Here is a 22,861-nt window from a genome sequence, read left to right as displayed (position 1 = left end):
CAACCATGTCAGACACTGTTGCCCATTTGGACAGTGTCGGCCACCGCTATGGCGATGTGACCGCACTGGAGCCCACGACCCTGACACTGCCCGCCGGCCGCATGATTGGCCTGATCGGGCCGGACGGTGTCGGCAAGTCCACCCTGCTCAGCCTGCTGGCCGGTGTTCGCACGATCCAGACAGGCCGTATCCAGCTGTTCGATGGTGACCTGGGACAGGCCCGCTTTCGGCGCCAGGTTTGTCCCCGTATCGCCTACATGCCCCAGGGTCTGGGCCGCAACCTGTACATGACCCTGACGGTGGCTGAAAACATCGACTTTTTCGCCCGCCTGTTTGACCAGGATCGGAGCACCCGCGCAGCCCGCATCGACGAACTGCTGCACAGCACCGGACTGACGCCCTTTCGGGACCGGCCCGCCGGCAAGCTGTCCGGCGGCATGAAACAGAAACTGGGGCTCTGCTGCGCCCTGATCCATGACCCGGACCTGCTGATTCTGGACGAGCCGACCACCGGTGTAGACCCGCTTTCACGCCGCCAGTTCTGGCAACTGATCGAACGGATACGCACTCAACGCCCCGGCATGAGCGTACTGGTCGCCACGGCCTATATGGACGAGGCCATGGGGTTCGACTGGCTGGTGGCAATGAATGCCGGTCGCGTACTCGCAACCGGCAGCCCACATGAACTGCTTGCGCGCACCGGTGCCCGGGAACTGGACACCGCGTTCGTGCGCCTGCTGCCCGAGACCGAAGGGCTGACTCACCAGCCCCTGCAGATTCCGCCACTCGAACTGGATGACCAGAGCATCGCCATCGAAGCCGAAGGATTGACCCGCCGTTTCGGCAGTTTTACCGCCGTCAATGACGTCAGCTTTCGAATCAGACGCGGCGAAATCTTCGGTTTCCTCGGCTCCAACGGCTGCGGTAAAACCACCACCATGAAAATGCTGACCGGACTACTGGAACCCAGTGATGGCCGAGCCCTGCTGTTCGGACAGCCATTGGATGCCCGCGACCTGACCACCCGCTCCCGTGTCGGCTTCATGTCGCAGGCCTTTTCCCTGTATGAAGAATTGAGCGTCACCCAGAACCTGCTGCTGCACGCTCGCCTGTTCCACCTTCCTGCCGAGCAGGTCACCCTGCGTATCGAGCAATTACTGACGCAATTCAGCCTGAGCGAGTACGACGATCAACTGGCGGCACAGCTGCCACTGGGGATCCGCCAGCGCCTGTCACTGGCCGTCGCGATCATTCACGAGCCCGATATCCTGATTCTGGACGAACCCACCTCCGGCGTCGATCCCCGCGCCCGTGACGACTTCTGGCGCGAACTGGTACGCCTGTCCCGCGAACAGGGTGTCACCATCTTCATCTCGACCCACTTCATGAACGAGGGCGCCCGCTGCGACCGTATTTCGCTGATGCATGCTGGCCAGGTGCTCGCCTGTGACACACCCGAGGCACTGACACTAAGCCGTGGCAGAGACACATTGGAAGAGGCATTTATCGATTACCTGCAGGATGCCGCCCAGCCCTCCCGGGAGCAGCCGAAGACAACACCCCGAACGGCCCCAGGACAGGAGCAGTCCTCCTCCCGACACAACCGGAGATTCAGCCCGCGTCGCCTGCTGGCCTATTCCCGTCGTGAAACACTGGAGATCCTGCGCGACCCCGTGCGTACGGCCTTTGCACTGCTGGGCTCGGTCATCCTGATGCTGGTACTCGGCTACGGCCTGTCATTCGACGTGGAAGATCTGAGCTTCGCCGTGCTGGATCATGATCGCAGCCCGGAAAGCCGGGCCTACATTGACAACATCGCAGGCTCACGCTATTTCAATCGGCAGGCAGATGCCACCTCGGAAGCCGAGCTGGAACGGCGCATGCGCCACGGTGAACTGGCCGTGGCTCTGACCATCCCGGCCGGGTACGGACGGGCATTGAAGCTGGGGCAGTCACCGGAAATCGGTGTCTGGATCGACGGCGCCATGCCCTTCCGGGGCGAAACCATCCAGGGCTACCTGCAGGGCATGCACCTGCAATACCTGCAGCAGCTGGCCAGCGAGTTACGTCTGGACATTTCGGCATTGCAACCGGCCAGTCTTGAGGCTCGTTACCGCTACAACCAGGATTTTCGCAGCTTGAACGCCATGGTTCCTGCGATGATCCCAATCCTGCTGATTTTCATCCCGTCCATCCTGATGGCACTCGGGGTGGTACGTGAAAAGGAACTGGGCTCCATCACCAACCTTTACGCGTCACCGGTCACGCGGCTGGAATTTCTGCTCGGCAAGCAGCTGCCCTACATCCTGTTGAGCATGATCAGCTTCATCGGCCTGGTACTGCTATCAATCGCGTTTTTCAAAGTCCCGCTGAAAGGCAGCTTCCTGCTGCTGACGCTGGCAACCCTTCTCTATGTGACCGCGACCACCGGGCTCGGCCTCTGCATCTCGGCCTTCACCAGAACTCAGGTAGCGGCCCTGGCGGGCACTGCCATCCTGACTCTGCTGCCGGCCATCAACTTCGCCGGACTGACGCAGCCCGTCTCATCTCTGGAGGGGCTCGCTGCACTGGTTGGCAATGGCTATCCGACCACCTGGTTCTTGACCATCAGCCGCGGCATTTTCACCAAGTCACTGGGGCTGGCCGAACTCTGGCCACATCTGTTGATACTGGCCGCCTTCATTCCGATACTGACGCTGCTGAGTCTGGCACTGCTCAGGCAGCAGGAGCAGTGACATGAACATGGCCAACATCACCCAACTGGGGGTCAAGGAACTGCGCAGCCTCTGGCATGACCGTGTCCTGCTGTTGCTGATTATCTGGGCCTTTACCGGCGGCATCTACACAATGGCCAAAAGCAGCTCGGTTGCGGTCCACAACGCCCCTATCGCCATCGTGGATCAGGATCGCTCACCGCTTTCGGCTCGCTTGCAGACGCTGTTCACCACTCCCTGGTTCAAGTCGCCGGACCTGCTGGAGGAACAACAGATCGACCTGGCACTGGACAGAGGCAGCTACACCTTTGTATTGCTGATTCCCCACCGCTTCGAAGCGGACCTTCGTGCCGGCCGCCAGCCCGAACTCCAGCTGATCATTGATGCCACGAGAATGACCCAGGCTTTCCTCGGCAGCCACTATATTCAGCAGATCGTTCAACAGGAACTTCTACAGACGCTGAACGGACGCGCTGACCACACCGCCCTGCCAATCCGCCTGAAAACACGCACCTGGTTCAACCCCAACCTGGAAAGCAGCTGGTTCGGCAGCGTCATGGAAATCATCAACAACATTACTCTGCTGTCGATCATCCTGACCGGGGCCGCTTTGATTCGAGAACGTGAACACGGCACGCTTGAACACCTGATGGTGATGCCTCTCAAGCCCGCGGAGATCATGCTGGCCAAGTTGACGGCCAATACCTGCGTAGTCCTGCTGGCCGCGACCCTGTCACTGTATCTGGTGGCTCAGTGGGCTCTGGAAGTGCCGATCAGAGGGTCGATCCCTCTCTTTCTGGCGGGCGCTGCCATTCACCTGTTTGCCGCCGGCAGCATCGGCATTTTCCTCGGCACCCTCGCCCGCTCCATGCCTCAGTTCGGTCTGATGCTGATTCTGACTATCCTGCCACTACAGCTGCTGAGCGGCGGCATAACGCCACGCGAAAGCATGCCCGAAACGGTTCAGCAACTGATGCTGATGGCGCCCACCACCCATTTCGTCAGCTTTGCCCAGGCGATTCTCTACCGTGGGGCCGACTTCGCCGTGGTATGGCCGGCATTTCTGGCGACGGCCGGTATCGGACTGGTGTTTTTCCTGCTGACGCTGAGCCTGTTTCGGCGCAGCCTGGCACGCGAGCACTGACACCGTCGGTCAGGGCAGGAGCCAGCAAAAAACCCGCCGGGCCTGAGGCCGGGCGGGTAAAAGCAGAGAGGTTGGTCCCGGTATTACCGGGACGGGGTATCAGTCAGCCTGGCGGCGCAGAAATGCCGGAATATCCAGGAAATCCATGTCATCCGTACCGGTTTTCTTCACGACCGCTGCTTCAGCGGCAGGTTCGGACTTCTCGACGGCAACAGCGCGCGGCTTGTCTTCCGGCTGACGGTTACGCAGCACGGTCGGCAGCTCCAGCTGACTGAAGTCAGTTGTGGACGCGGCTTGGCGCGGCGCGGCAGACGCAGTGGTACTGCCGTTGACCACACGGGACTCTGCCGCCTGTGCACGGGCCAGGCCCGTAGCCACGACGGTCACCTTGAGCTCGTCGGTCAGTTCTGGATCGATAACGGTACCGACCACTACAGTCGCATCTTCATGGGCGTAGTCTTCGACCAGATCACCCACTTCGGAGAATTCACCCAGGCTCAGGTCCAGGCCGGCCGTGATGTTGACCAGCACGCCGCTGGCACCCTTGAGGTCGATATCTTCCAGCAGCGGGCTGTTGATTGCCGCCTCTGCCGCTTCGCGGGCACGATTCTCACCACGAGCGACACCGGTGCCCATCATCGCCATACCCATTTCGGACATCACGGTACGCACATCAGCAAAGTCCACGTTGATCATGCCCGGGCGGATGATCAGATCCGCAATCCCCTGCACGGCGCCCTTAAGAACATCGTTGGCCGTGCCGAACGCACTGACCAGACTGCAGTTCTTGCCCAGCACCGGCAGCAGTTTTTCGTTCGGGATGATGATCAGCGAGTCAACATGCTCCTGCAGCTCACGGATACCCTCTTCCGCTACCTTCTTGCGTCGACGACCTTCAAACGGGAACGGCTTGGTCACCACCGCTACTGTCAGGATACCCAGCTCACGCGCCACCTCGGCCACGATCGGTGCGGCACCCGTACCGGTACCACCACCCATGCCCGCGGTGATAAAGACCATATCGGCACCGGACAGCGCCGTCGCGATGCGCTCACGATCCTCAAGCGCCGCCTGGCGACCGATTTCCGGGTTGGCACCTGCACCAAGGCCCTTGGTCAGCTCACCACCAATGTGCAGAGCCGTTTTGGCAACCATGTTGTGCAGTGCCTGGGCATCGGTATTGGCGCAGATGAACTCGACCCCTTCCAGGTCGGTGCTCACCATGTGGTTAACGGCATTACCGCCGCCACCACCGACACCCACGACTTTGATTACGGCACTCTGCGGTACACTATCGACGAGTTCAAACATATTCTATTCCCTCTCCTGCAAGGACCCCGCTCTTGTACGGCGGGTACCCCGTTAGTACTCAATAATTGCCCTGCAGCCAGTTTTTGAACCTGACCAGCAGGTTGTCTCGATCTGCCTCTGCGGGGGCCACTTCGACAAAGTCATTTCTTTCCGTGATCGGCCCGACCGGTTCCTGATCCTGTCGGGCATAGTGCAACAAACCGATGCCAGTCGCATAAATCGGGTTGCTCAGCTGTTCCTCCAGGCCGCGCACACCCTGTGGCTTGGCCAGACGCACCGGCATATGGAAGATCTCTTCCGCAAGCTCAACGGCACCTTCCATTTTGGAGGTTCCGCCCGTCAAAACGATGCCCGCAGCCACCAGATCTTCGAAACCACTACGGCGCAGCTCTGCCTGCACCAGGGAAAACAGCTCTTCGTAACGCGGCTCCACCACCTCGGCCAGTGCCTGTCGTGACAGGTTCCTGGCCGGACGGTCACCCACGCTGGGCACCTTGATCATCTCGTCCGCATGCGCCAGCTGAGCCAATGCGCAGGCGTATTTTACCTTGATCTGTTCTGCATGCAGGGTCGGCGTACGCAACGCCATGGCGATATCACTGGTCACCTGATCGCCGGCGATCGGGATCACCGCCGTGTGGCGAATCGCACCCGCCGTGAAGACGGCAATATCGGTCGTCCCCCCGCCAATATCGACAATACAAACCCCCAGGTCCTTTTCATCATCGGTCAGCACGGCATAACTCGATGCCAGCTGCTCGAGCACGACGGCGTCGACCTCCAGACCACAGCGGCGCACACACTTTTCGAGGTTCTGAATCGCATTGGTTGCACCGGTCACCAGGTGCGCTCGTGCTTCCAGACGCACACAGGACATGCCCAGGGGTTCCTTGATCCCCTCCTGGTTATCGATCAGGTACTCCTGCGGCAGGATGTGCAGAATTTTCTGGTCTGCCGGGATCGCGACCGCACGGGCTGCATCAATCACCCGCTCCAGATCATAATCGGAGACTTCACGATCACGTACCGCAACAATACCGTGGGAGTTGTAACCGCTGATATGACTGCCGGCGATGCCGACGGTGACGCCGTGAATCTTGCACCCGGCCATCAGCTCGGCTTCTTCCACCGCACGCTGAATCGAGTTCACCGTGGACTCGATATTGACCACTACCCCACGCTTGAGACCACGTGACGGGTGAGAACCGACCCCGACGATCTCGATAGTACCCTGCGGCGTCTGCTCGCCGACCAGGCACACCACTTTCGAAGTGCCGATATCGAGTGCGACGATCATGTTATGTGCTGTCACCGGTTGTCCCTGTCAGAGCCTGCTATCAGGCGGATACTATCCAGAATATACGCAAAATCCGGGCCAGATTATTTCGCATTCGGATTGCATATTGATTAATACTAAGTATCGCCGCTACATGGTCAAAAAATCAACAATCAATTACCGAACTATATCGGCAACTCTTTGCCGCTATTTAGCATTTTTCTTTATTTTTCAGCCAGATATTTTGCCAGAGGGTGAATAATTTTGCCGCCTGAATTGCAGACAGAGCCAGCCCCGTCAATTTTTGGGATGCAAGACCAGGTTCTGAATAGCCATGATGAATCATTTTTTTATTTTGAAGAAACGGGAATAAATCAAAATTCAATATTGATTTTCATGCCGCCTGGTTTCCATTCAGGCTTTCCGCCACCCAGCTTTCACGCTGTCCTCACACAGGCTGACCGATACTGCATCATCCATCAGCTTCAGGACGGCTCCCATGACCAGCCAAACAGCAACAATCACCCCGCCATTTTGGCAACAACCACTTCATCCCGTGGTGCTGAGTGCAGTTGTTACCCTGCTGCTATGCTTGTTCTACAACGGCCCGCTCTGGCGACTGATCGGAGAACAGCCCTACCCATCCACACTGGATCGCTGGCTGTTCACGGCCGCCTTTTTCAGTTTTGTCGCAGCCATCATGCAGCTGTTTCTGGGGGCACTGGCCTGGCCACGGCTGGTCAAACCGATCGCGATTTTTCTGCTGATCAGTGCCGCCAGCGTCAACTACTTCATGGAAAGCTACGGCATCCTGATCGACAAGACCATGGTGCAAAACCTGTTCGAAACGGACACGGCCGAAGCCACCGATCTGCTGAGTATCCAGTTGTTGCTGCACATGCTGATCAAGGGGATTGTGCCAGCCGTTATCGTCTTGCTGATTCCGCTGAAACGTACGACACTGAAGCCCCAACTGACCGCGCAAAGCCTCAGCCTGTTTTGCTGCATCACACTGATCGGTCTCAATGCCGCCGTGCTGTACAAGGACTTCTCTTCACTGTTTCGCAATCATCGCGAAATCCGCAACCTGGTCGTTCCGTCCAACTACCTCTACTACACCTCGCGCTACCTGGCCGGCGCCTATGACCCGGTAGATCATACCTTTCAGGCTCTGGGGACCGACGCCGTGCAGAAGCGACTGGTCAGCGCCGGCAACCACAAACCTGATCTGTTGGTGGTGGTACTGGGCGAAACAGCTCGCAGCATGAACTTTTCCCTGAACGGTTATGCCCGTGATACCAACCCCGAGCTGGCAAAGCAGCCGGTGGTCAGCTTCCGTCAGGTGGAGTCCTGCGGTACCAGCACCGCGGTATCGGTACCTTGCATGTTCTCACTGATGGCCCGTGACAGCTACAACGAAGATCAGGCCAACTATCAGAGCAACGTGCTGGACGTACTCCAGCAGGCCGGCATCAGCGTGCTCTGGCGTGACAACAACTCGGGGTGCAAGGGTGTGTGTGAGCGAGTTCCGCATGAAGATGCCGGCCAGTTCAACCCCGACCGAGACTGCCGTGATGAAGAGTGCTTCGATGAACAGATGCTGACAGGACTGGAGCAGTGGCTGGCGCAACAGACCGGCTCAGCGGTCATCGTACTGCACCAGAAAGGCAGCCATGGCCCGGCGTACTACAAGCGTGTTCCCGAGTCCTATGCTCATTTTACGCCTGTCTGCGACAGCAACCAGCTGCAGAGCTGCTCCCAGGAAACGATCACCAACGCCTACGACAACAGCATCCGCTACACAGACCACCTGCTCAGCCGGGTAATCGACTTTTTGCAACAGCAGAACGGCCTGTTCAACACGGTGATGCTCTATGTCTCCGACCATGGCGAATCGCTGGGGGAAAACAATATCTACCTGCATGGCATGCCGAGGATGATTGCCCCCGATGAGCAGAAAAAAGTCCCGCTGATCACCTGGCTATCGGATGATTTCCAGCTGTCTCACCGGTTGCCAACCAGCTGCCTGCAGTCCCGAAAGAATACTCCACTGAGTCATGACAACCTGACCCACTCACTGCTGGGGCTGATGAACGTCAGCACCCAGGTTTACGCGCCTGAGCTGGATCTGTTTGCACCCTGCCAGGGCAGCAGCGCCACACTGGCCCAGCACGCCGGCAGCTCGCCCACCACTACGGACGGCTGAAGCGGATTTCGGCTTCGAAGTGCCCGTCAGCGATTCTGGTACTGAAGCGGGCACCCGCCTTGCCGGCGAGCAGCTCGACAATAGGCAAACCATAGCCAAAGTTAGCCCTTTTAGCGCCCCCTGTTGCCGGCGGCACCTCAGAACTGTCCAGCCGGTTACGTACCAGCAGCCGGTCCTGCGATGCCCGCACTTCGATATCCCCGTCACCATGCTCCTGGGCATTGCGCAACAGGTTATCCAGCAACACAGACAGCACAAAGGGATGAATCGACCAGCACCAGTCCGCCTGCAGTTCCAGCACCAACGTTTCGGACAATGCCGGCGTCAACAGCTGCAACTGTTCCAGCAGCTCCTCCAGCATCTTCCGGTCAACCCGGGTCCCCTCCGAACTGTCTTCCCGCGACAGCCAGAGAAAGGAGTCCGTCAACTTTTCCATGCGTTCCAGCGCCTGTGCAATGCGCCGCAGCGCCCGCTGCTGCAGCGGGCCGGGCTCAGCTGCCGCCATCTCCTGCAGCAACGTCAGTGAGCTGCGAATGGTCATCAACGGCGTACGCAGCTCATGACTGGCAAAACGAGTAAAGTTCTGTTCACGCTGGATGAATGCCTGCGTCCGCTCCAGCAAGGCTGCAAACTGGCGGCTCAACTCACCCAGCTCGTCAGAGCGCGCCAACGGCTGCAAGCAGGGGGATTCAGGACTGACACCGGCAACCGCCTGCATCAGCTGTCGCACCGGCACCGTCTGCTTCCAGATCAGCAGCAGTGTCAGTCCCATGGACCCCAGGGTAAACAGCAGTATCCCGCCAACGACCACCAGGGCTTCAGCCGTTTCCGAGGTCTGCGGCTCTACCAGTCGCTCCAGCTCCGGCAGGTAAACCGCATACGTCTCCCCGGTATCGGGTTGCACCCGTACCAGCAGGGCGCCCTCATGCTCAACCTCGTAAACACCGGGAGTCTCAAACCCCTGCCAAGCCTCGGGCCTGGGGACGCCCTCTCGATACAGCAGAGCTCCCGGCACCAGCGCCAACGCTTCGGGCGCCAGTTGTCCAGCCACAACCAGGTCCGCTCGCTGCCCGATAAACTCCTGCAACACTCTGTCTTGCTGGGCTTCAAGCTCTTCAACATAGTGCCAGCCCACCAGCCAGTAGAGACTGGTCAGCAACAGCGCAGAAAAGCCGACGGTCAGGATAATGCGCGTGGAAAACCTCATTGCAGCTCCTCAGGCAGCGCCAGGCAAACGCCCTGGCCACGACGGGTATGCAACAGAGGATAGGAAAAGGGTTTGTCCAGCTGACTGCGCAACTGGTACAGCAGGGAACGCAGCGCATCACTGTCCGGTGGCATCTCTCCCCAGATCGCCTGTTCAAGTTCACCGCGACTGACCACCCGGGGCGCTCGGGCCAACAGGTAACGCATCAGCTGGAATGCCTGGGGTGTTAGCTGTAACAGCCGGCCATCCCGTCGAACCTGCTGCTGTTCCACGTCCAGTTCGACCGGGCCGTGGCGCAGCCGCCTGACCTGCTGGCGGGACACTCGCTGGCTCAACGCCTGCACCCGGCAGACCAGCTCATCCATGGCAAACGGCTTGACCAGGTAGTCATCAGTGCCGGCCTGAAACCCGCGCACCTTATCGTCCAGCGTGTCCAGTGCGGTCAGCATCAGAATCGGCGTGGTCACCCCTTCGCTGCGCAGCTGTTCACAGAGGCTCAGGCCGCTCATGCGCGGCATCATGATATCGAGCACAAGCACATCGTAATGATGCTGGCGGCAGAGGCCCAGCGCCTGCTCACCATCACGCGCACAGTCCACTTCGATACCTCGCCACTGCAGAAAATCGGCAATACCCTCCTGAATACCCGGGTCATCCTCCGCCAGCAGAACTGTCAGTGCCGTCATCCTTTCTCTCCCAAACCATCGACACCCCGATCATATCGCGGGCTGCAGACTTGGCCTAGGAGAACGGGACAGCATCAGCGGAGCCAGTCCGGCACAGATCGACCAGCAAAGCGTCAAACTCCACAGGTCATGGGACAGGAAATGGGCACCGCGCAGCTGCTGTGCAAGACCGAACAGAACACCGGTCAGCATGACGCCCAACAGTATCCGCAGGCGCACACGGGGCCAGACCGTTGCGGCAGCAAAATAGAGTGCGAACCAGGCATAGCCGGCACTGGCATGCCCCGCCGGAAAGCAGGCGCCGTCACCGGGTGACAGCAGCTGCTGCAACAGCGGCCGGTAAGGCACTTCTCCGCCAAAGGGGGAGAGACTCCAGGGGCAGTCGACACCGGAGAGCCGCTTGCCCAGCAGCACCGCGGCACTGGCCATCAGGGGCGCAACCGCCAGGTAAGCCAGTACCCGACGACCGGAGCGCAACCGCTGCAATTTGAAACTGGCGGCATAGAGCAGGATGCAGGCCAGGGCCAGCAGAATGCTCAACCGACGCCCACCACTATGAATCAGGTCTGAGAACAGCCAATGCTCCTTGAACAGCCATTGTCCACCCTCCTGCTCATACAGCCAATGCGTCCAGGCGTAGTCCAGTTGAAAGGCACTGATCAAGGCTTGCAGCAGCAGCGCTACAGCCAGTACAGGAAGGATTGAGCGAACCCCGCCGACAGGCGGGGCATAGACAGTCTCGGACATCTGACTTCCTCGGGCACAAAGCCCGACTCTGGCACGTGCCCTGTGAATTCAGCGTGAAAGCACTCAGTCCTTGGTCGCTTTCATCAGATGGTCCGGGGTAAAGGCAACACAGAAGCTGCCCCAGCGGCGTCCGCCAACAAACAGCGGCACCGACAGCGAGTTGAGGATCTCACCGGTATCACGGATGAAGGTTTGCAGCAGGAAGGGTGCATCGTGGTTGGCACGGCGCTTCTCGGCGCGCGAACCCGCGTAGATACGACGATGGCGACTGAGCGCATTGTCGGTTTCGAAATCACCGGTCATCGGCCTGGACAGCTGGCTGACATGGGTAGGACAGTAACTGTTCAGGTCAAACGCAGAGGCGAACAGGAAGGCCTCGTTCTCCCGCGCACAGCGGTCAAACAGTGACTGCAGGCGCTTTTCAAAGCGATCCACATAACGGGTATCGTACTTCTCCGGCAGCTGACCGGGGTTGGTACGCACATACTGGGTATCGAACAGGTCGACGCCCTCACCGGCAAGGGCCTCCAGCTCGCTCTCGGTATACTTGGCCCATTCCTGGGTTGCCTTGATCAGTTGCTCGAAACCGCCGTAGCCGATAGTGAAACGGGACAGCAGCGCCTGCATCTCTTCAGTGGCGCCGTCCAGCTGTTGCGAATACCCGGTCGACACCACCATTTCCTCGCGGATTTCGTCCGCCAGCCGAGTGATATCGGAGACCTGCTCATGGCTGCTCTGATTGGTGCAGGACAGCTCCTCGATCGCCGCGCTGATCTCGTTCAGCTGACCGTTGAGAGCCTCGAAATCGGTGACCAGGGTATTGAAACGGCCGCTGGTGTCACCAATAAAGCGGTCGGTGTCACTGACATTCTGCAGGATCACGTCCGCCCCGGTGCGCGTACTGTCCACCAGCGACACCATCTCATTGACCCGGCTGTCGATCTCCACGGTAGCCGTGCTTACCTTCTGCGACAGGGTACGCACTTCGTCGGCGACAACCGCAAAGCCCCGCCCCGCTTCACCGGCACGTGCAGCCTCTATCGAGGCATTCAGCGCCAGCAGGTTGGTCTGTTCGGAAAAGCCCTGTACCAGTGACAGGATACTGATGATGCTGGCCGAGTTATCCGCCAGCTGTTCCACCACCTGCTGAAACTCGCGCACACGCGACTCTACCGTCGCCACCTGTTCACTGACCCGTTGCAGCTCGGCAGTCGACTCCCGAATCTCCTCCAGGTTGTGGCTGTTACGCTCGGCAATGATCTGGGTATGCCCGGCAATACCGTCAATCGCCGACGTTGACTCCTGGCTGGCCTGAAACACGGCCTGCGCCTTGGCCACCTGCTCTTCAGCGGAGTGCTGCGCCTTGAGTACCACCTGCTGCAACTGGCTGGCATTGAGCGACACCTGCACACTGCGCTGACGGGTATCGGCGATCATCTGCTTGAGACTGCCGGAGAAGTGGTTGTAGCTGTTCGCCATCTGGGCGATCTCGTCATGGGTCGGCGCCGGCAGTGTGGCCGAGATATCACCATCCTTGTTCTGCACGGCACTGAGCACCTGGGTCATGTTGTCGATCGGCTTAAGGAACAGATGACGCATGAAAAACAGGGCAAACAGCGCGGCCGCCAGCGTGATGACCAGCATCACCGCCGACAACCAGCCGGTTGTTGACGCCAGTTCGGTGATGCGCAATTCAGCTTCAGGGATGGACCCCAGCAGCTGGTTGAGTTCACGCATGGAGCTGAACAGCCAATAGTTCAGCCCGATCAGCACCAGACTGGGAAAGATCAGGAAAAGTACGTTACCGAGGATCTTGCGGGTCAGGGTATGGAAAAATGTTTTCTCGATACGCCGGTAGAGACTCATAAGGGCAGCACTCTTTTATTGTTATGTCGCAACTGGCATGCAGTCGCTTCTTGCGGACAAAAAGAGTAATGCCGATTACGTCTACTGACAACCCAAAAGTGTTACACCCTTCCCATAAAGGTGTAACACTTTGTAACGAGCTGTATCAGCGATAGGAGTAGTTCACCGGAGCGGCCGGCATCAACTCGGGCCGCTGGCGAAGGTAGTCGCGCAATGCACGCCCATCAGCCGTAAAGCTGCTGTCGAGGAAGTTGTCCAGTACGGCAGCGCCCTGACTGGCCGCCGCCTGCAGGCAAAAGCCAAGGTAGCGCGGGTTGGGCAGGATATCCTGACGCCAGAGCACCCCCTGATAATACTGCCCGACCCGGCGATGGTATTCCTCTTCGGTAACACATTTATTGAGGCGGTAATCCAGGTCGGAATAACCGGTGCACATGCGCCCAAGCGTCGTCTCGCCCGTTTGGCAATGCCATGTTTCCACCTCAACCCAACGGTAGCGGTGTTCGCGCTCGTATAGCTGCAGGAAATCTGCCTCGGAACACTCGAACTGGGCCGCGATGATCTCGCAACTCGGATCGGCTTCGGTCGAGCAGGACGCCAGTTCCAGGCTGTCAGGCGACTCGCCATGGCGACTGATGAACACGACACCCACCTTGTCGAACACCCGACGGTAACCGGGCACCCGCACCAGACGGTAGTTGTCCAGCGCCGGCACCGTTTCCCGGGCCGATTCTTCCGACAACAACGACCCGAAACCGACCACAGAGATCATGACATCACCAATAGTAGTAAAGTGCAACAATAGCGGCGATCACCAGCGGCATCATCAGCACCAGTGTCTTGAAGTCACCCAGCAAACGCTGGAACAAAACCACATGCACCAGCGGGAAGGTGATAAACAGGCAGCTGACCGGAATCCACCAGTCCAGATGGCGTACGCCATAGGCCAGCGCCCCGATCAGGGTCAGCGCCCCCAGGTTGCCCGCCATGATCACCGCCACCAGGCCGTTGCGGCTGCTCATAAAGGCAGGACGCTGATCTTCCGGCAATTTATTCAGTGCCCCGGCACTCAGCGCCGCTGACATTGACACCAGGCCCGTGGCCAGAAACAGATACAAGGCTTCGTACATGCTTACCCTCCGTTGACAGAACCGCGATTGTACAAGATCCGCCGCCGTTTCGTTATCCACAAATCTGTGCCTCGGACGCCATCCCTGATACTCTTGCCCGCCGGTTCAAGGAGGAATACATGTACCTGTTAACACGCCTCAAGGTCGAACTCTATCGACACCTGAAATCACTCAGCTGGCAAGGACTTTTGCTCATACTGGCGAGCTACCTGCTGATGAGCTGGCTACTGCTGTGGCTGGCCGATGAACACGCCCTGACCGGTCAGGATTTTCTGTACTGGATGGTGGTCACCGCCTCCACTGTCGGCTACGGCGACCTGTCGCCCTCGACCCAGACCGGGCGCTGGCTTACCGCCCTGTTTATCATACCGGCCGGGCTCAGCCTGTTCGCCGTCACCATCGGCCGCGTGGCCGCCTTCAGTGCACATCAATGGAGAAAAGGGATTATGGGACTCAAACAACTGGAACTGGATCAGCACATTCTGGTGATCGGCTGGGATGGCAAGCGCACGCCGCAACTGGTCAAACTGTTGTTGCTGGAAACCGCTCAGCACCGCAAGCGCCGCGTCTGCCTCTGTGTCACTGATGAACTGGAAAACCCGCTGCCCGGCGAGATCGACTTCGTTCGCGCAGAAGCCTACAACCACGACGCCGAGATGGACCGCGCCTGCATCACCCGTGCCTCCAGCATCGTGATTGATACTCCCAGCGACGACCAAACGCTGGTCTGTGCGCTCTACGCCTGGCAACGCAACCCCGATGCCCAGATCATCGCCTACTTCCGTGACGAATCGATCGGCGAACTGCTGCAGCACCATTGCCCGTCGATCGAGTGCACGCCTTCCGTATCGGTCGAGATGATGGCCAAGGCCACCATGGACCCGGGCTCGACTCGCCTGCACCAACAATTGCTGAACGCCTCCGACGGCATGACCCAGTTCTCCATTCTCTACCCGGAGCAGGAACCGGCGATGAACCTGGGTCAGCTCTACGCGCCGCTGAAGCAGCACTACCAGGCCACCCTGCTGGGCATCCAGCACCCCGGGGATGCCCACCCGACACTGAACCCGACACTGGATGAGACCATTGAACCCGGCGCACTGGTTTACTACATGGCCGAGCGGCGTATCGCCGATATCGACTGGACACAACTGCGCGGGCAACAGACCGCCAGTTAAGTGGTAGAATGAGGCTTCACGTTTATTGCTGTTTCAGGTTGTACCAAAATGCCCGAATTTCTCGTCGACGAGACCATTGAAGACTACGCGTTCGTAAACACCAGCGCCGAGCCACCGCTGTTGCAGGAGCTGATCGACCAGACCAACCAGAACATGGGCTGGCCGCAGAAGCTGTCTGGCCGCCTGGTCGGACGTACCCTGAAGATGTTGTCGGCTCTGACGCAGCCCAAACATGCCCTGGAAATTGGCATGTTCACCGGCTATTCGGCGCTCTCCATTGCCGAAGGCATGCCGGATGACGGCAAGCTGATCTGCTGCGAAACCAACCCCCGCGCGATCGAGTTTGCCAAGGGGTTTTATGATCGCAGTGAACACGGTCACAAGATCGAGGTGATCTTCGGCCGCGCACTCGACACCATCGAGACACTGGATATCGAACTGGACTTCACCTTCATCGACGCCGACAAGCGCAACTACCTGAACTACTATGAACGCGTTAAAGAGATGACCCGTCCCGGCGGACTGATCGTACTCGACAATGTGCTCTGGTCCGGCAAGGTGGTTCAGCCTGAATCGGAGATCGACGATATTCTGGTGGAGACCAACCGCCGCATCGCCGCCGACGCCGACGTGGAAAACGTGTTCCTGACGGTGCGGGACGGCCTTAACGTGGTGCGCAAGCTCGGCTAAAAAGCCAGGCCAAACCCACACAAGGCCAAGTGCCAGGATCGAGTTCGAGGAATCCGCCTGAGGAGAGCCGAATGCGCAAGGGACTGATCGGACTACTGGTACTGGCAGTAATGCTGCCCCTGCTCCTCTGGCTCACCCTGCCCTGGACCGCCCAGTACCTGCTGCAGCAATGGCTGCAGCAGCAGGGCTTTGAGCAACCTCAACTCAGTCTTCAACACCCCTCCTGGCAGCAGCTGCGCATCGACCACATCAGTGTCGGCCAGCACTCTGACGGCCGCCGCCTCCACCTGGAAGCAGACAATATCAGCATTCGCTTCAGCCCTCTGGCCCTGCTGCAGGGCCATATCCGGGAGTTGCGCATCGAACAGGTACGCCTGCACGTAGAGGCGGACGCGTCCCTCCAGGGCCGCCTGAACCAGCTTGAGCAGCAGACAGCCCCTGTCCCGCTGGATCATTTCAACCCCGCCCAGCTGTTTCGCTATGCCCCCTCGCAACGACTGGTGATCGCCCAGCTGGCACTGGGCTACAATGCCCCCGAACAGCCGACCTGGCAAGCAAGAGGCAATATCGACCTGGAACCCGACCTGCTGCAGGGGCGATTCCAGTTGTTCAAAAACGAAATCGCGCTGGGCTATCTGGACCTGAGCCTGGACCCGACACTCAATCTGGCACTGAGCCTGAGTCGGCATAACCAATACCTGCTGCGCAGCGCACACCAGCTGACCTTCCCGAAGCAGGCCTGGCAATTGCGCTCGGACCTGCGCATCGATGCTGAGCATCTGCCAGACTGGCTGAGACTGCTGCAGCCTGGTCTCGAACTGCCGATCACCGCCCCGTCCGGCCAACTGAGTCTGAATACGCGCCTGCACCTACCCAACCCGCTGCCGACAAACATGACAGAACTGCTCAACAGCTTGACGCTGCAGCTGGGCAGCGAAGTCAACCTGGCAATAGAAGCGGGCCCTGACGTCGGCCGCAGCAAGATTGATCTGCAGCTATCGGCCCAGTTGAATCAGGGCCAGTTCAGCCTGACCGCTGCCAAGGACTCAGGCATCTCCACCAGCGACCTCAGGCAGCCAGGCCTCAGGATTGATTCCTTCAGCGCCTCGCTGACGGAACCGCTGCAGCTGTCCGGCCACTGGCAGCAACCGGACCAGTGGCAACATTCCGACCTCGCGCTGGCACTGACACCTCAGGGACTGCAACTGCCCCAGCCACTGGAGCTGACGCTGCAACCGGTGCAACTCAGTGTTACAGCCGGCAAGCTTGTTCGCCCTCAGTACCCGCTCAAGCTCAGCCTGCCCGACATCCGCCTGAAGCCCGAGCACCACCCCGCCGTAAACCTGTCCGTGCAGACCGAGCTGCAGCTGGACAGGGAGCGACGACTGGTCAGCGGCCAAGCCCGGATCGACAGCCGCCAACTGCCGCTGCACCTGACACTGAACGGCCATATTGAAGACAACCTTAAAGGTCAGATCCAGTTCCAATTGCCCAATGCGGACCTCAAGGCACTGCACACAGCCCTGACCCCCTGGCTACCCAGCGATCTGAAACCGCTCGATATTGTACGTGGCAGTCTAAACGTCCAGGGCACGGCGCATATCGACGGCTCCCAATGGTCACTGGACGCCCGCCCGACTATCCACCACGCCGACCTGATCTGGGATGAGCACACCAGGGTCAGCGACATCAACCTGACGCAACGCCTGCGGCTGAACTCGGCGGGACAACTGCGCAGCAGCGGACAGCTTGAGATTGACCACACCGACAGCGGTATCCGAGTGTTTGGCCCTCGGCTGGATTATGACCTCAGCCTGCCCGCCAAAGGCACGCCCCGTCTTAGCCTCTCCTCGTTCAGCCTGTCGGCACTGGACGGCATCATTGCGGTACCGCCACTGAGCTTCAATCCGCTCCACCCCGTGATCGACACCCGCATTGCCGTTTCCACACTCGAACTGGAACGGATGCTGGAGCTCTATCCACAGGAAGGCCTCTATGGCAGCGGCGTACTGGGCGGTGCCCTGCCACTGAAGATCAATGGCAGCCAACTCAGCATCAACCAGGGCCAGCTGGTCAGCCAGGGGGAAGGCGGGGTGATCCGCTACCAGCCCACGCCAGAAGTGCAGCTGATGGGGCAGCAAAATCCGGGCATTCAACTGGCGCTCAGCGCGCTGACAGATTTTCGCTTCGATCTGCTCGATCTTACCCTGGACTATACGCCCAGCGGCGATGCCATCATGAAGGCGCGCCTCAAGGGTCAAAACCCCGGGTGGCAACAGGGGCGACCGGTCGATCTTAACCTCAATATCGAGGAAAACCTGCTGGATCTGCTGCGCACCCTGCGCCTGACCGACAATGTCACCGACGCCATTGACCGCCGCTTCCGGCAATAACGGGCCAGGTGCTTTTCTTGAGACCTCGAGGGGCTGTTGATTCGCTTGCCGTTCAGCTAAGCTGCGGTTGAATGGAACCTGGAGCATCAGCCAGCGTCTTATAGTGCACAGGCTGAAGCCTCACCCCACAACCTATAAGGAAGACCGATGCGCGTTCGTCATCTTTCACCACTGCTCTGCGCCCTGGCGCTACTGGCGGCCGGCTGCACTCCGACGGTTCAAGTGGCCGCTCCTTCGGAGCCGATCACCATAAACCTCAATGTCAAAATCAAGCATGAGATCCTGGTCAAGGTCGACAAGGAAATCGACGACATGCTGGACGAAAACAGCGAACTTTTCTGAGGCCCCCGACATGACTTTCAAGACCTATCGTACTTTGGCCGCGACCCTGCTTGCGCTGCTGCTCAGCTTGCCGGCGTATGCGATCTCTTTGGATGACGCCAAGGCCCAGGGCCTGGTCGGTGAGCGCAGCACCGGCTACCTCGGCATCGTTACCACCTCGCCGTCCGCCGACGTCAAACAACTGGTGCAGCAGGTTAACAGCAAACGCCGTGCCCTCTATCAGCAGAAGGCCGGCAAGGCCGGGGTTTCCTTGGAGATCATGGAGTTGCGCACCGGTGAGCGACTGCAGCAGATGACACCTGCCGGCGAGTACATTCAGGATGACAACGGCCGCTGGGTTCGCAAGTGAAACAGCGTTCGGCGTTAAGTTCAGCCCTGCTGCTGGCGGTGCTGCCGGCCGCAGCAGGGGCCGAAGAAGTCGACAACAGCTGGACCGCCAATCTCTATTTCGAGAACGACCTGTTCAGTGAAACCGATGAGCAGTACACCAACGGTCTTCGCCTGTCCTGGGTATCCCCCGAGATCGACAGCTTCATCGATGACCCCCTGCTTCCGGACTGGCTCCGCTCCGCCAACCGACTGCTTGCGCCGTTGGACCCTGAACCGGTCAACCTCGGAGACGACGTCAGCCGTCGGCTGATCTTCACCATCGGCCAACTGATCATGACGCCGGACGATCTTGACCGCACCACTCTCGACCCTGACGACCGCCCCTATGCAGGCTGGCTCTATGCCGGCTTCGGCTACCATACCCAGACCCGCACCCGGATGAACTCTTTCGAGGTCAACCTGGGCATGGTAGGCCCGGCGTCCCTGGCACAGGAAGCCCAGGACTTTATCCACGACCTGCGCGGTTTCGAGAAATTCCAGGGCTGGGATAACCAGCTGGACAACGAGTTCGGCCTGCAGCTGATATATGAATACAAGTACCGCTGGATGCGCGAGGCACTGGCCCACCGCTGGCAGCATGAAACGATCCTGCATGGCGGCGGCAGTCTGGGCAATATAGCGACCTACCTCAATGCCGGGCTTGAATACCGCATCGGCAAGCACCTGCCCCATGATTTCGGCACCTCGGCTCTGAGACCCGGTGGCGACAACAGCGTTCCCGGCCGTGGCGACCCGCGCTTCAGCCACCAGTGGGGATTCCATGGCTTCGTGTCACTGGATGGCCGCTATGTGTTGCGGGATATTTTTCTCGACGGCAACACCTTCAGCGACAGCCACAGTGTCGACCGTCGGCCCTGGGTGGCGGATGCAGCCTTCGGGGTTGCCGCAACCTGGGAGCGCTGGAAACTGTCTTACGCACGTATCTATCGTACCCGTCAGTTTGAACAACAGAACGGCAGCCACAATTTCGGCTCGCTGGCAATCTCGTACACTTTCTAAGCTTTTGCCTAAAACCGGCTGACGCCAGCGACCGGGGTTGATAAACTTCTGTTTTACTTACGCGACCATATTTGGGAACCATGACCAAGACGCCTATCAGTCTGCTGCTGGTTGATGACAGCCGCATTGCCCGTTTAAGCCTCAAGCGTCAACTTCAGTCTCTGGGACTGGAGCTGAATCTGCTGGAAGCGGAGTCCGCTGACGCAGCGGAAGTTGTACTGGCCTCCACCGTACCCGATATCGCGTTGATCGATTTCAACATGCCCGGCCGGGATGGCCTGCAGCTGGCCGAGAATATCCAGCAGACTCATCCCCAGATGCGCATGGCTCTGGTAACCGCCAATATCCAGGATGCCCTGGTCCAGCGTGCTAAGGAAATGGGCCTGGCCTTTCTGCCCAAACCGACAACCGCTGAACAACTGGGCGCCTTTATTCAGCAGGAACACTGATGGACCTTTTCAGCGCTGACGAGCACGACCTGATTGTCGAATTGATGAACCTGGGCGTCGGCCGCGCTGCCCATGCTTTATCCCAACTGGTCAGTGACGAGGTCCTCCTGTCGGTCCCAAGGCTGGAGTTCATCTCGGTACCTGAAGCTCAAAAAGCCTTCCATAACGACCTGCCACCATTCCTGGCGGGGGTGATGCAGAACTTTGAAGGCTTCATCAACGGCCGGGCGGCTCTGCTGTTTCCGGAAGCCCGCAGCCTGGAGCTGGTGAACGCGATGATCGGTGAAGAACTGTCCGCCGACGAAATCACCGAGCTGGAGCACGAGACTCTGGCCGAGCTGGGCAATATCCTGCTCAACCACTGTCTGGCCACCCTGGCCAATCAGCTGCAACAACAGATCAAGACTGACATACCGCTGGCGTTCAGCATCAGTGCCGACGAACTGCCCGGCACGCTGAGTCTGCACCAAAGCGATTCCGACAACACGCTGGTGATGCTGGTACAGATCGACTTCAGCCTGCGCAATAGTGCCCTGCGCGGCTACCTGGCCTTCATCATCGACCTGCACTCTGCCGACACCTTTGTGAATGCCCTGAGGTCCTATCTTGCTGAGCTCATCTGAATCGTCCGGCTTCTGCCTGACCGAGATCCTCGACAATCTGGACTGCACGGACCTGTTGCACAGCCTGGATGGGGGCGTGCTGCTGCTGGATGCCCAGTGCCGCATCATCTTCTGTAACCGCTGGTTTTGCCGTCACACCGGCTTTGCCGAAAGCACCATACTGGGCCAGACGCTGAACCAGCTCTTTCCCGGCCAGTTGCCGCTGCCACTGCACGACGCGATCGAAACGGCCTGTTACCAGCGTATGGGACGCATTCTGTCGTACCAGCTGCACAAACGCCTGCTGCCGCTGAAAAGGCGCACCCCCAGCGGTGAGCTACAGCCGCTGCACCAGTCGATCCTGATCAAGCCACTCAGCCAGAGCGAACTGACCCTGGTGCAGTGCCTGGACATCACCAACGCGGTCAAGCGAGAGCAGCACCTGCGTGCCGGTGAACGTATTCTCAAGCTGGAACGCAAGGTATTGGAGCTGATCGCTACCGGCGACTCCTTCGATACCGTACTGGACGAGATCTGCAGTACGGTCGAACAGCTGATCCCAAACGCCGCAACCGCCATCATGTTGCTGGACGAGTCAGGTGATCAGTTACGGATAAAAAGTGCCCCCGGCTTTCCGCCCAGCTTTACCCGGCGTGAAGACACACTACAACTCGGCGCTTCCCTCACCACCTGTACCCGCGCAATGCAGCAGCGCACCCTGGCCGTCACGCCCGATATTCAGCAGGATGAAAGCTGGCAGCTTTGGTCCGATACCGCCGAGCGCTTACAGATTGCCGCCTGCTGGGCGCAACCGATCCTCGCCGCCTACGATGAAGTGGTCGGTGTCTTTGCCTGCTATCCGCAGACCAGTGGGACGCCCAGCGAGCCCGAACGCCAGTTGCTGCAGCGCATGGCCCATCTGACCGCCATCGCGCTGGAGCGCCACCGTCGCATGGAGCGCATTCGCTTCCTCGCCATGCATGACCCACTGACCGGCCTGCCCAACCGCAGCTTGCTCAACGAACACCTTGGCCGCAACCTGCGTCGCGCACGGCGTGAAAACCAGCAATTTGCATTGATGTTCATCGATCTGGATGGCTTCAAGCAGATCAACGACCAGCATGGTCACGATGCCGGTGACGATCTGCTCTCGGTGCTGGCTGGCCGCATGACCGAACAGCTACGCGGTACCGACACCTGTGCCCGCATTGGTGGCGATGAGTTCGTGGTGATGCTGGAAACCGTACAGTCACCGGAAAGCGCAGGCATGGTTGCGACCAAGATCCTGCGCTGCCTGAGTACACCAGTGCAACGCGGCCAGCTCTCGCTGCAGGTTTCTGCCTCAATCGGCATCGCGCTCTACCCCCATGACGGCATCAGCGCCGATGCCCTGTTGACCCGTGCCGATGACGCCATGTACCAGGCCAAGGCCCGGGGCAAGAACTGCTGGTTCCGGCTCGACTGATCCTTTGGCTCGATGCAGCGCACCATAGGCGCGTATGGATCGCTTTCAACCAATCGCTGATCACGT

General features: G+C 59.4%; 21 protein-coding genes. 12 read left to right on the top strand and 9 right to left on the bottom strand.

Translation table 11 applies throughout. The annotated features are described in order from the left end of the window. Positions 1-5 precede the first annotated feature (5 nt). The gene (gene rbbA, locus ABD013_RS10465; RefSeq protein ID WP_343805588.1) at positions 6-2,735 is read left to right on the top strand and encodes a ribosome-associated ATPase/putative transporter RbbA; all 2,730 of its coding nucleotides are present in this window, start codon (positions 6-8) and stop codon (positions 2,733-2,735) included. A gap of 1 nt (position 2,736) precedes the next feature. Then, positions 2,737-3,858 (top strand): ABC transporter permease, encoded by a 1,122-nt coding sequence (locus ABD013_RS10460; RefSeq protein ID WP_343805587.1) that lies wholly within the window; start codon positions 2,737-2,739, stop codon positions 3,856-3,858. A 99-nt stretch (positions 3,859-3,957) separates the two neighbouring features. Here the strand turns inward: ABD013_RS10460 and ftsZ are convergent, their stop codons facing one another. From ftsZ to ABD013_RS10445, 3 genes are all read right to left on the bottom strand, one after another. Beyond that, positions 3,958-5,169, bottom strand: coding sequence for a cell division protein FtsZ (ftsZ, locus tag ABD013_RS10455; protein ID WP_343805585.1), 1,212 nt, complete (start codon positions 5,167-5,169; stop codon positions 3,958-3,960). A 58-nt stretch (positions 5,170-5,227) separates the two neighbouring features. Further along, entirely contained in the window at positions 5,228-6,466 is a 1,239-nt protein-coding gene (gene ftsA, locus ABD013_RS10450) for a cell division protein FtsA (protein ID WP_343805795.1), read from the bottom strand. Positions 6,467-6,656: 190 nt separating this feature from the next. After that, on the bottom strand, positions 6,657-6,830 hold the full coding sequence (locus tag ABD013_RS10445; RefSeq protein WP_343805583.1) for a hypothetical protein: 174 nt from the start codon (positions 6,828-6,830) through the stop codon (positions 6,657-6,659). A 114-nt stretch (positions 6,831-6,944) separates the two neighbouring features. Between ABD013_RS10445 and ABD013_RS10440 the strand changes: the two genes are divergently transcribed. Continuing rightward, the gene (locus ABD013_RS10440; protein ID WP_343805581.1) at positions 6,945-8,651 is read left to right on the top strand and encodes a phosphoethanolamine transferase; all 1,707 of its coding nucleotides are present in this window, start codon (positions 6,945-6,947) and stop codon (positions 8,649-8,651) included. Here ABD013_RS10440 and ABD013_RS10435 read toward each other — a convergent pair. From ABD013_RS10435 to ABD013_RS10410, 6 genes are all read right to left on the bottom strand, one after another. After that, positions 8,638-9,858: a sensor histidine kinase gene (locus ABD013_RS10435; RefSeq protein ID WP_343805579.1), complete on the bottom strand. Its 1,221-nt coding sequence runs from the start codon at positions 9,856-9,858 to the stop codon at positions 8,638-8,640. The genes ABD013_RS10440 and ABD013_RS10435 overlap by 14 nt on opposite strands. Further along, entirely contained in the window at positions 9,855-10,544 is a 690-nt protein-coding gene (locus tag ABD013_RS10430) for a response regulator transcription factor (protein ID WP_343805577.1), read from the bottom strand. Before ABD013_RS10430 ends, ABD013_RS10435 begins: the two co-directional genes overlap by 4 nt. Positions 10,545-10,574: 30 nt before the next feature. Beyond that, the gene (locus tag ABD013_RS10425) at positions 10,575-11,291 is read right to left on the bottom strand and encodes a phosphatase PAP2 family protein (protein WP_343805575.1); all 717 of its coding nucleotides are present in this window, start codon (positions 11,289-11,291) and stop codon (positions 10,575-10,577) included. 63 nt (positions 11,292-11,354) lie between these two features. After that, positions 11,355-13,157 (bottom strand): methyl-accepting chemotaxis protein, encoded by a 1,803-nt coding sequence (locus tag ABD013_RS10420; RefSeq protein ID WP_343805573.1) that lies wholly within the window; start codon positions 13,155-13,157, stop codon positions 11,355-11,357. A gap of 145 nt (positions 13,158-13,302) precedes the next feature. Further along, the gene (locus tag ABD013_RS10415) at positions 13,303-13,929 is read right to left on the bottom strand and encodes a gamma-glutamylcyclotransferase (protein WP_343805571.1); all 627 of its coding nucleotides are present in this window, start codon (positions 13,927-13,929) and stop codon (positions 13,303-13,305) included. A gap of 4 nt (positions 13,930-13,933) precedes the next feature. Beyond that, the gene (locus ABD013_RS10410; RefSeq protein ID WP_343805569.1) at positions 13,934-14,287 is read right to left on the bottom strand and encodes a hypothetical protein; all 354 of its coding nucleotides are present in this window, start codon (positions 14,285-14,287) and stop codon (positions 13,934-13,936) included. 119 nt (positions 14,288-14,406) lie between these two features. Between ABD013_RS10410 and ABD013_RS10405 the strand changes: the two genes are divergently transcribed. The 9 genes from ABD013_RS10405 to ABD013_RS10365 all read left to right on the top strand — a co-directional run bounded on the left by ABD013_RS10405 (position 14,407) and on the right by ABD013_RS10365 (position 22,795). After that, positions 14,407-15,465 (top strand): ion channel, encoded by a 1,059-nt coding sequence (locus ABD013_RS10405; RefSeq protein ID WP_343805567.1) that lies wholly within the window; start codon positions 14,407-14,409, stop codon positions 15,463-15,465. Positions 15,466-15,513: 48 nt separating this feature from the next. Continuing rightward, positions 15,514-16,155, top strand: a complete 642-nt coding sequence (locus ABD013_RS10400; RefSeq protein WP_343805566.1) for an O-methyltransferase — start codon at positions 15,514-15,516, stop codon at positions 16,153-16,155. 71 nt (positions 16,156-16,226) lie between these two features. Next, complete coding sequence (locus ABD013_RS10395; protein WP_343805564.1) at positions 16,227-18,548, top strand: intermembrane phospholipid transport protein YdbH family protein; 2,322 nt, start codon at positions 16,227-16,229, stop codon at positions 18,546-18,548. Positions 18,549-18,695: 147 nt separating this feature from the next. Then, positions 18,696-18,890, top strand: a complete 195-nt coding sequence (locus ABD013_RS10390) for a YnbE family lipoprotein (RefSeq protein ID WP_343805562.1) — start codon at positions 18,696-18,698, stop codon at positions 18,888-18,890. 10 nt (positions 18,891-18,900) lie between these two features. Continuing rightward, positions 18,901-19,239: a YdbL family probable chaperone protein gene (locus ABD013_RS10385; protein WP_343805560.1), complete on the top strand. Its 339-nt coding sequence runs from the start codon at positions 18,901-18,903 to the stop codon at positions 19,237-19,239. Continuing rightward, positions 19,236-20,279, top strand: coding sequence for a lipid A deacylase LpxR family protein (locus ABD013_RS10380; RefSeq protein WP_343805558.1), 1,044 nt, complete (start codon positions 19,236-19,238; stop codon positions 20,277-20,279). Before ABD013_RS10385 ends, ABD013_RS10380 begins: the two co-directional genes overlap by 4 nt. A gap of 80 nt (positions 20,280-20,359) precedes the next feature. After that, entirely contained in the window at positions 20,360-20,728 is a 369-nt protein-coding gene (locus tag ABD013_RS10375; protein ID WP_343805556.1) for a response regulator, read from the top strand. Beyond that, positions 20,728-21,351, top strand: coding sequence for a hypothetical protein (locus ABD013_RS10370; protein WP_343805555.1), 624 nt, complete (start codon positions 20,728-20,730; stop codon positions 21,349-21,351). The genes ABD013_RS10375 and ABD013_RS10370 overlap by 1 nt, the downstream gene beginning before the upstream one ends. Next, positions 21,335-22,795 (top strand): diguanylate cyclase domain-containing protein, encoded by a 1,461-nt coding sequence (locus ABD013_RS10365; RefSeq protein ID WP_343805553.1) that lies wholly within the window; start codon positions 21,335-21,337, stop codon positions 22,793-22,795. The genes ABD013_RS10370 and ABD013_RS10365 overlap by 17 nt, the downstream gene beginning before the upstream one ends. Positions 22,796-22,861 lie beyond the last annotated feature (66 nt).

It is taken from the genome of Marinobacterium maritimum (genome assembly GCF_039523155.1).
GTDB classification, from domain to species: Bacteria; Pseudomonadota; Gammaproteobacteria; order Pseudomonadales; family Balneatricaceae; genus Marinobacterium; species Marinobacterium maritimum.
This window is presented reverse-complemented; position numbering and strand designations above follow the sequence as displayed.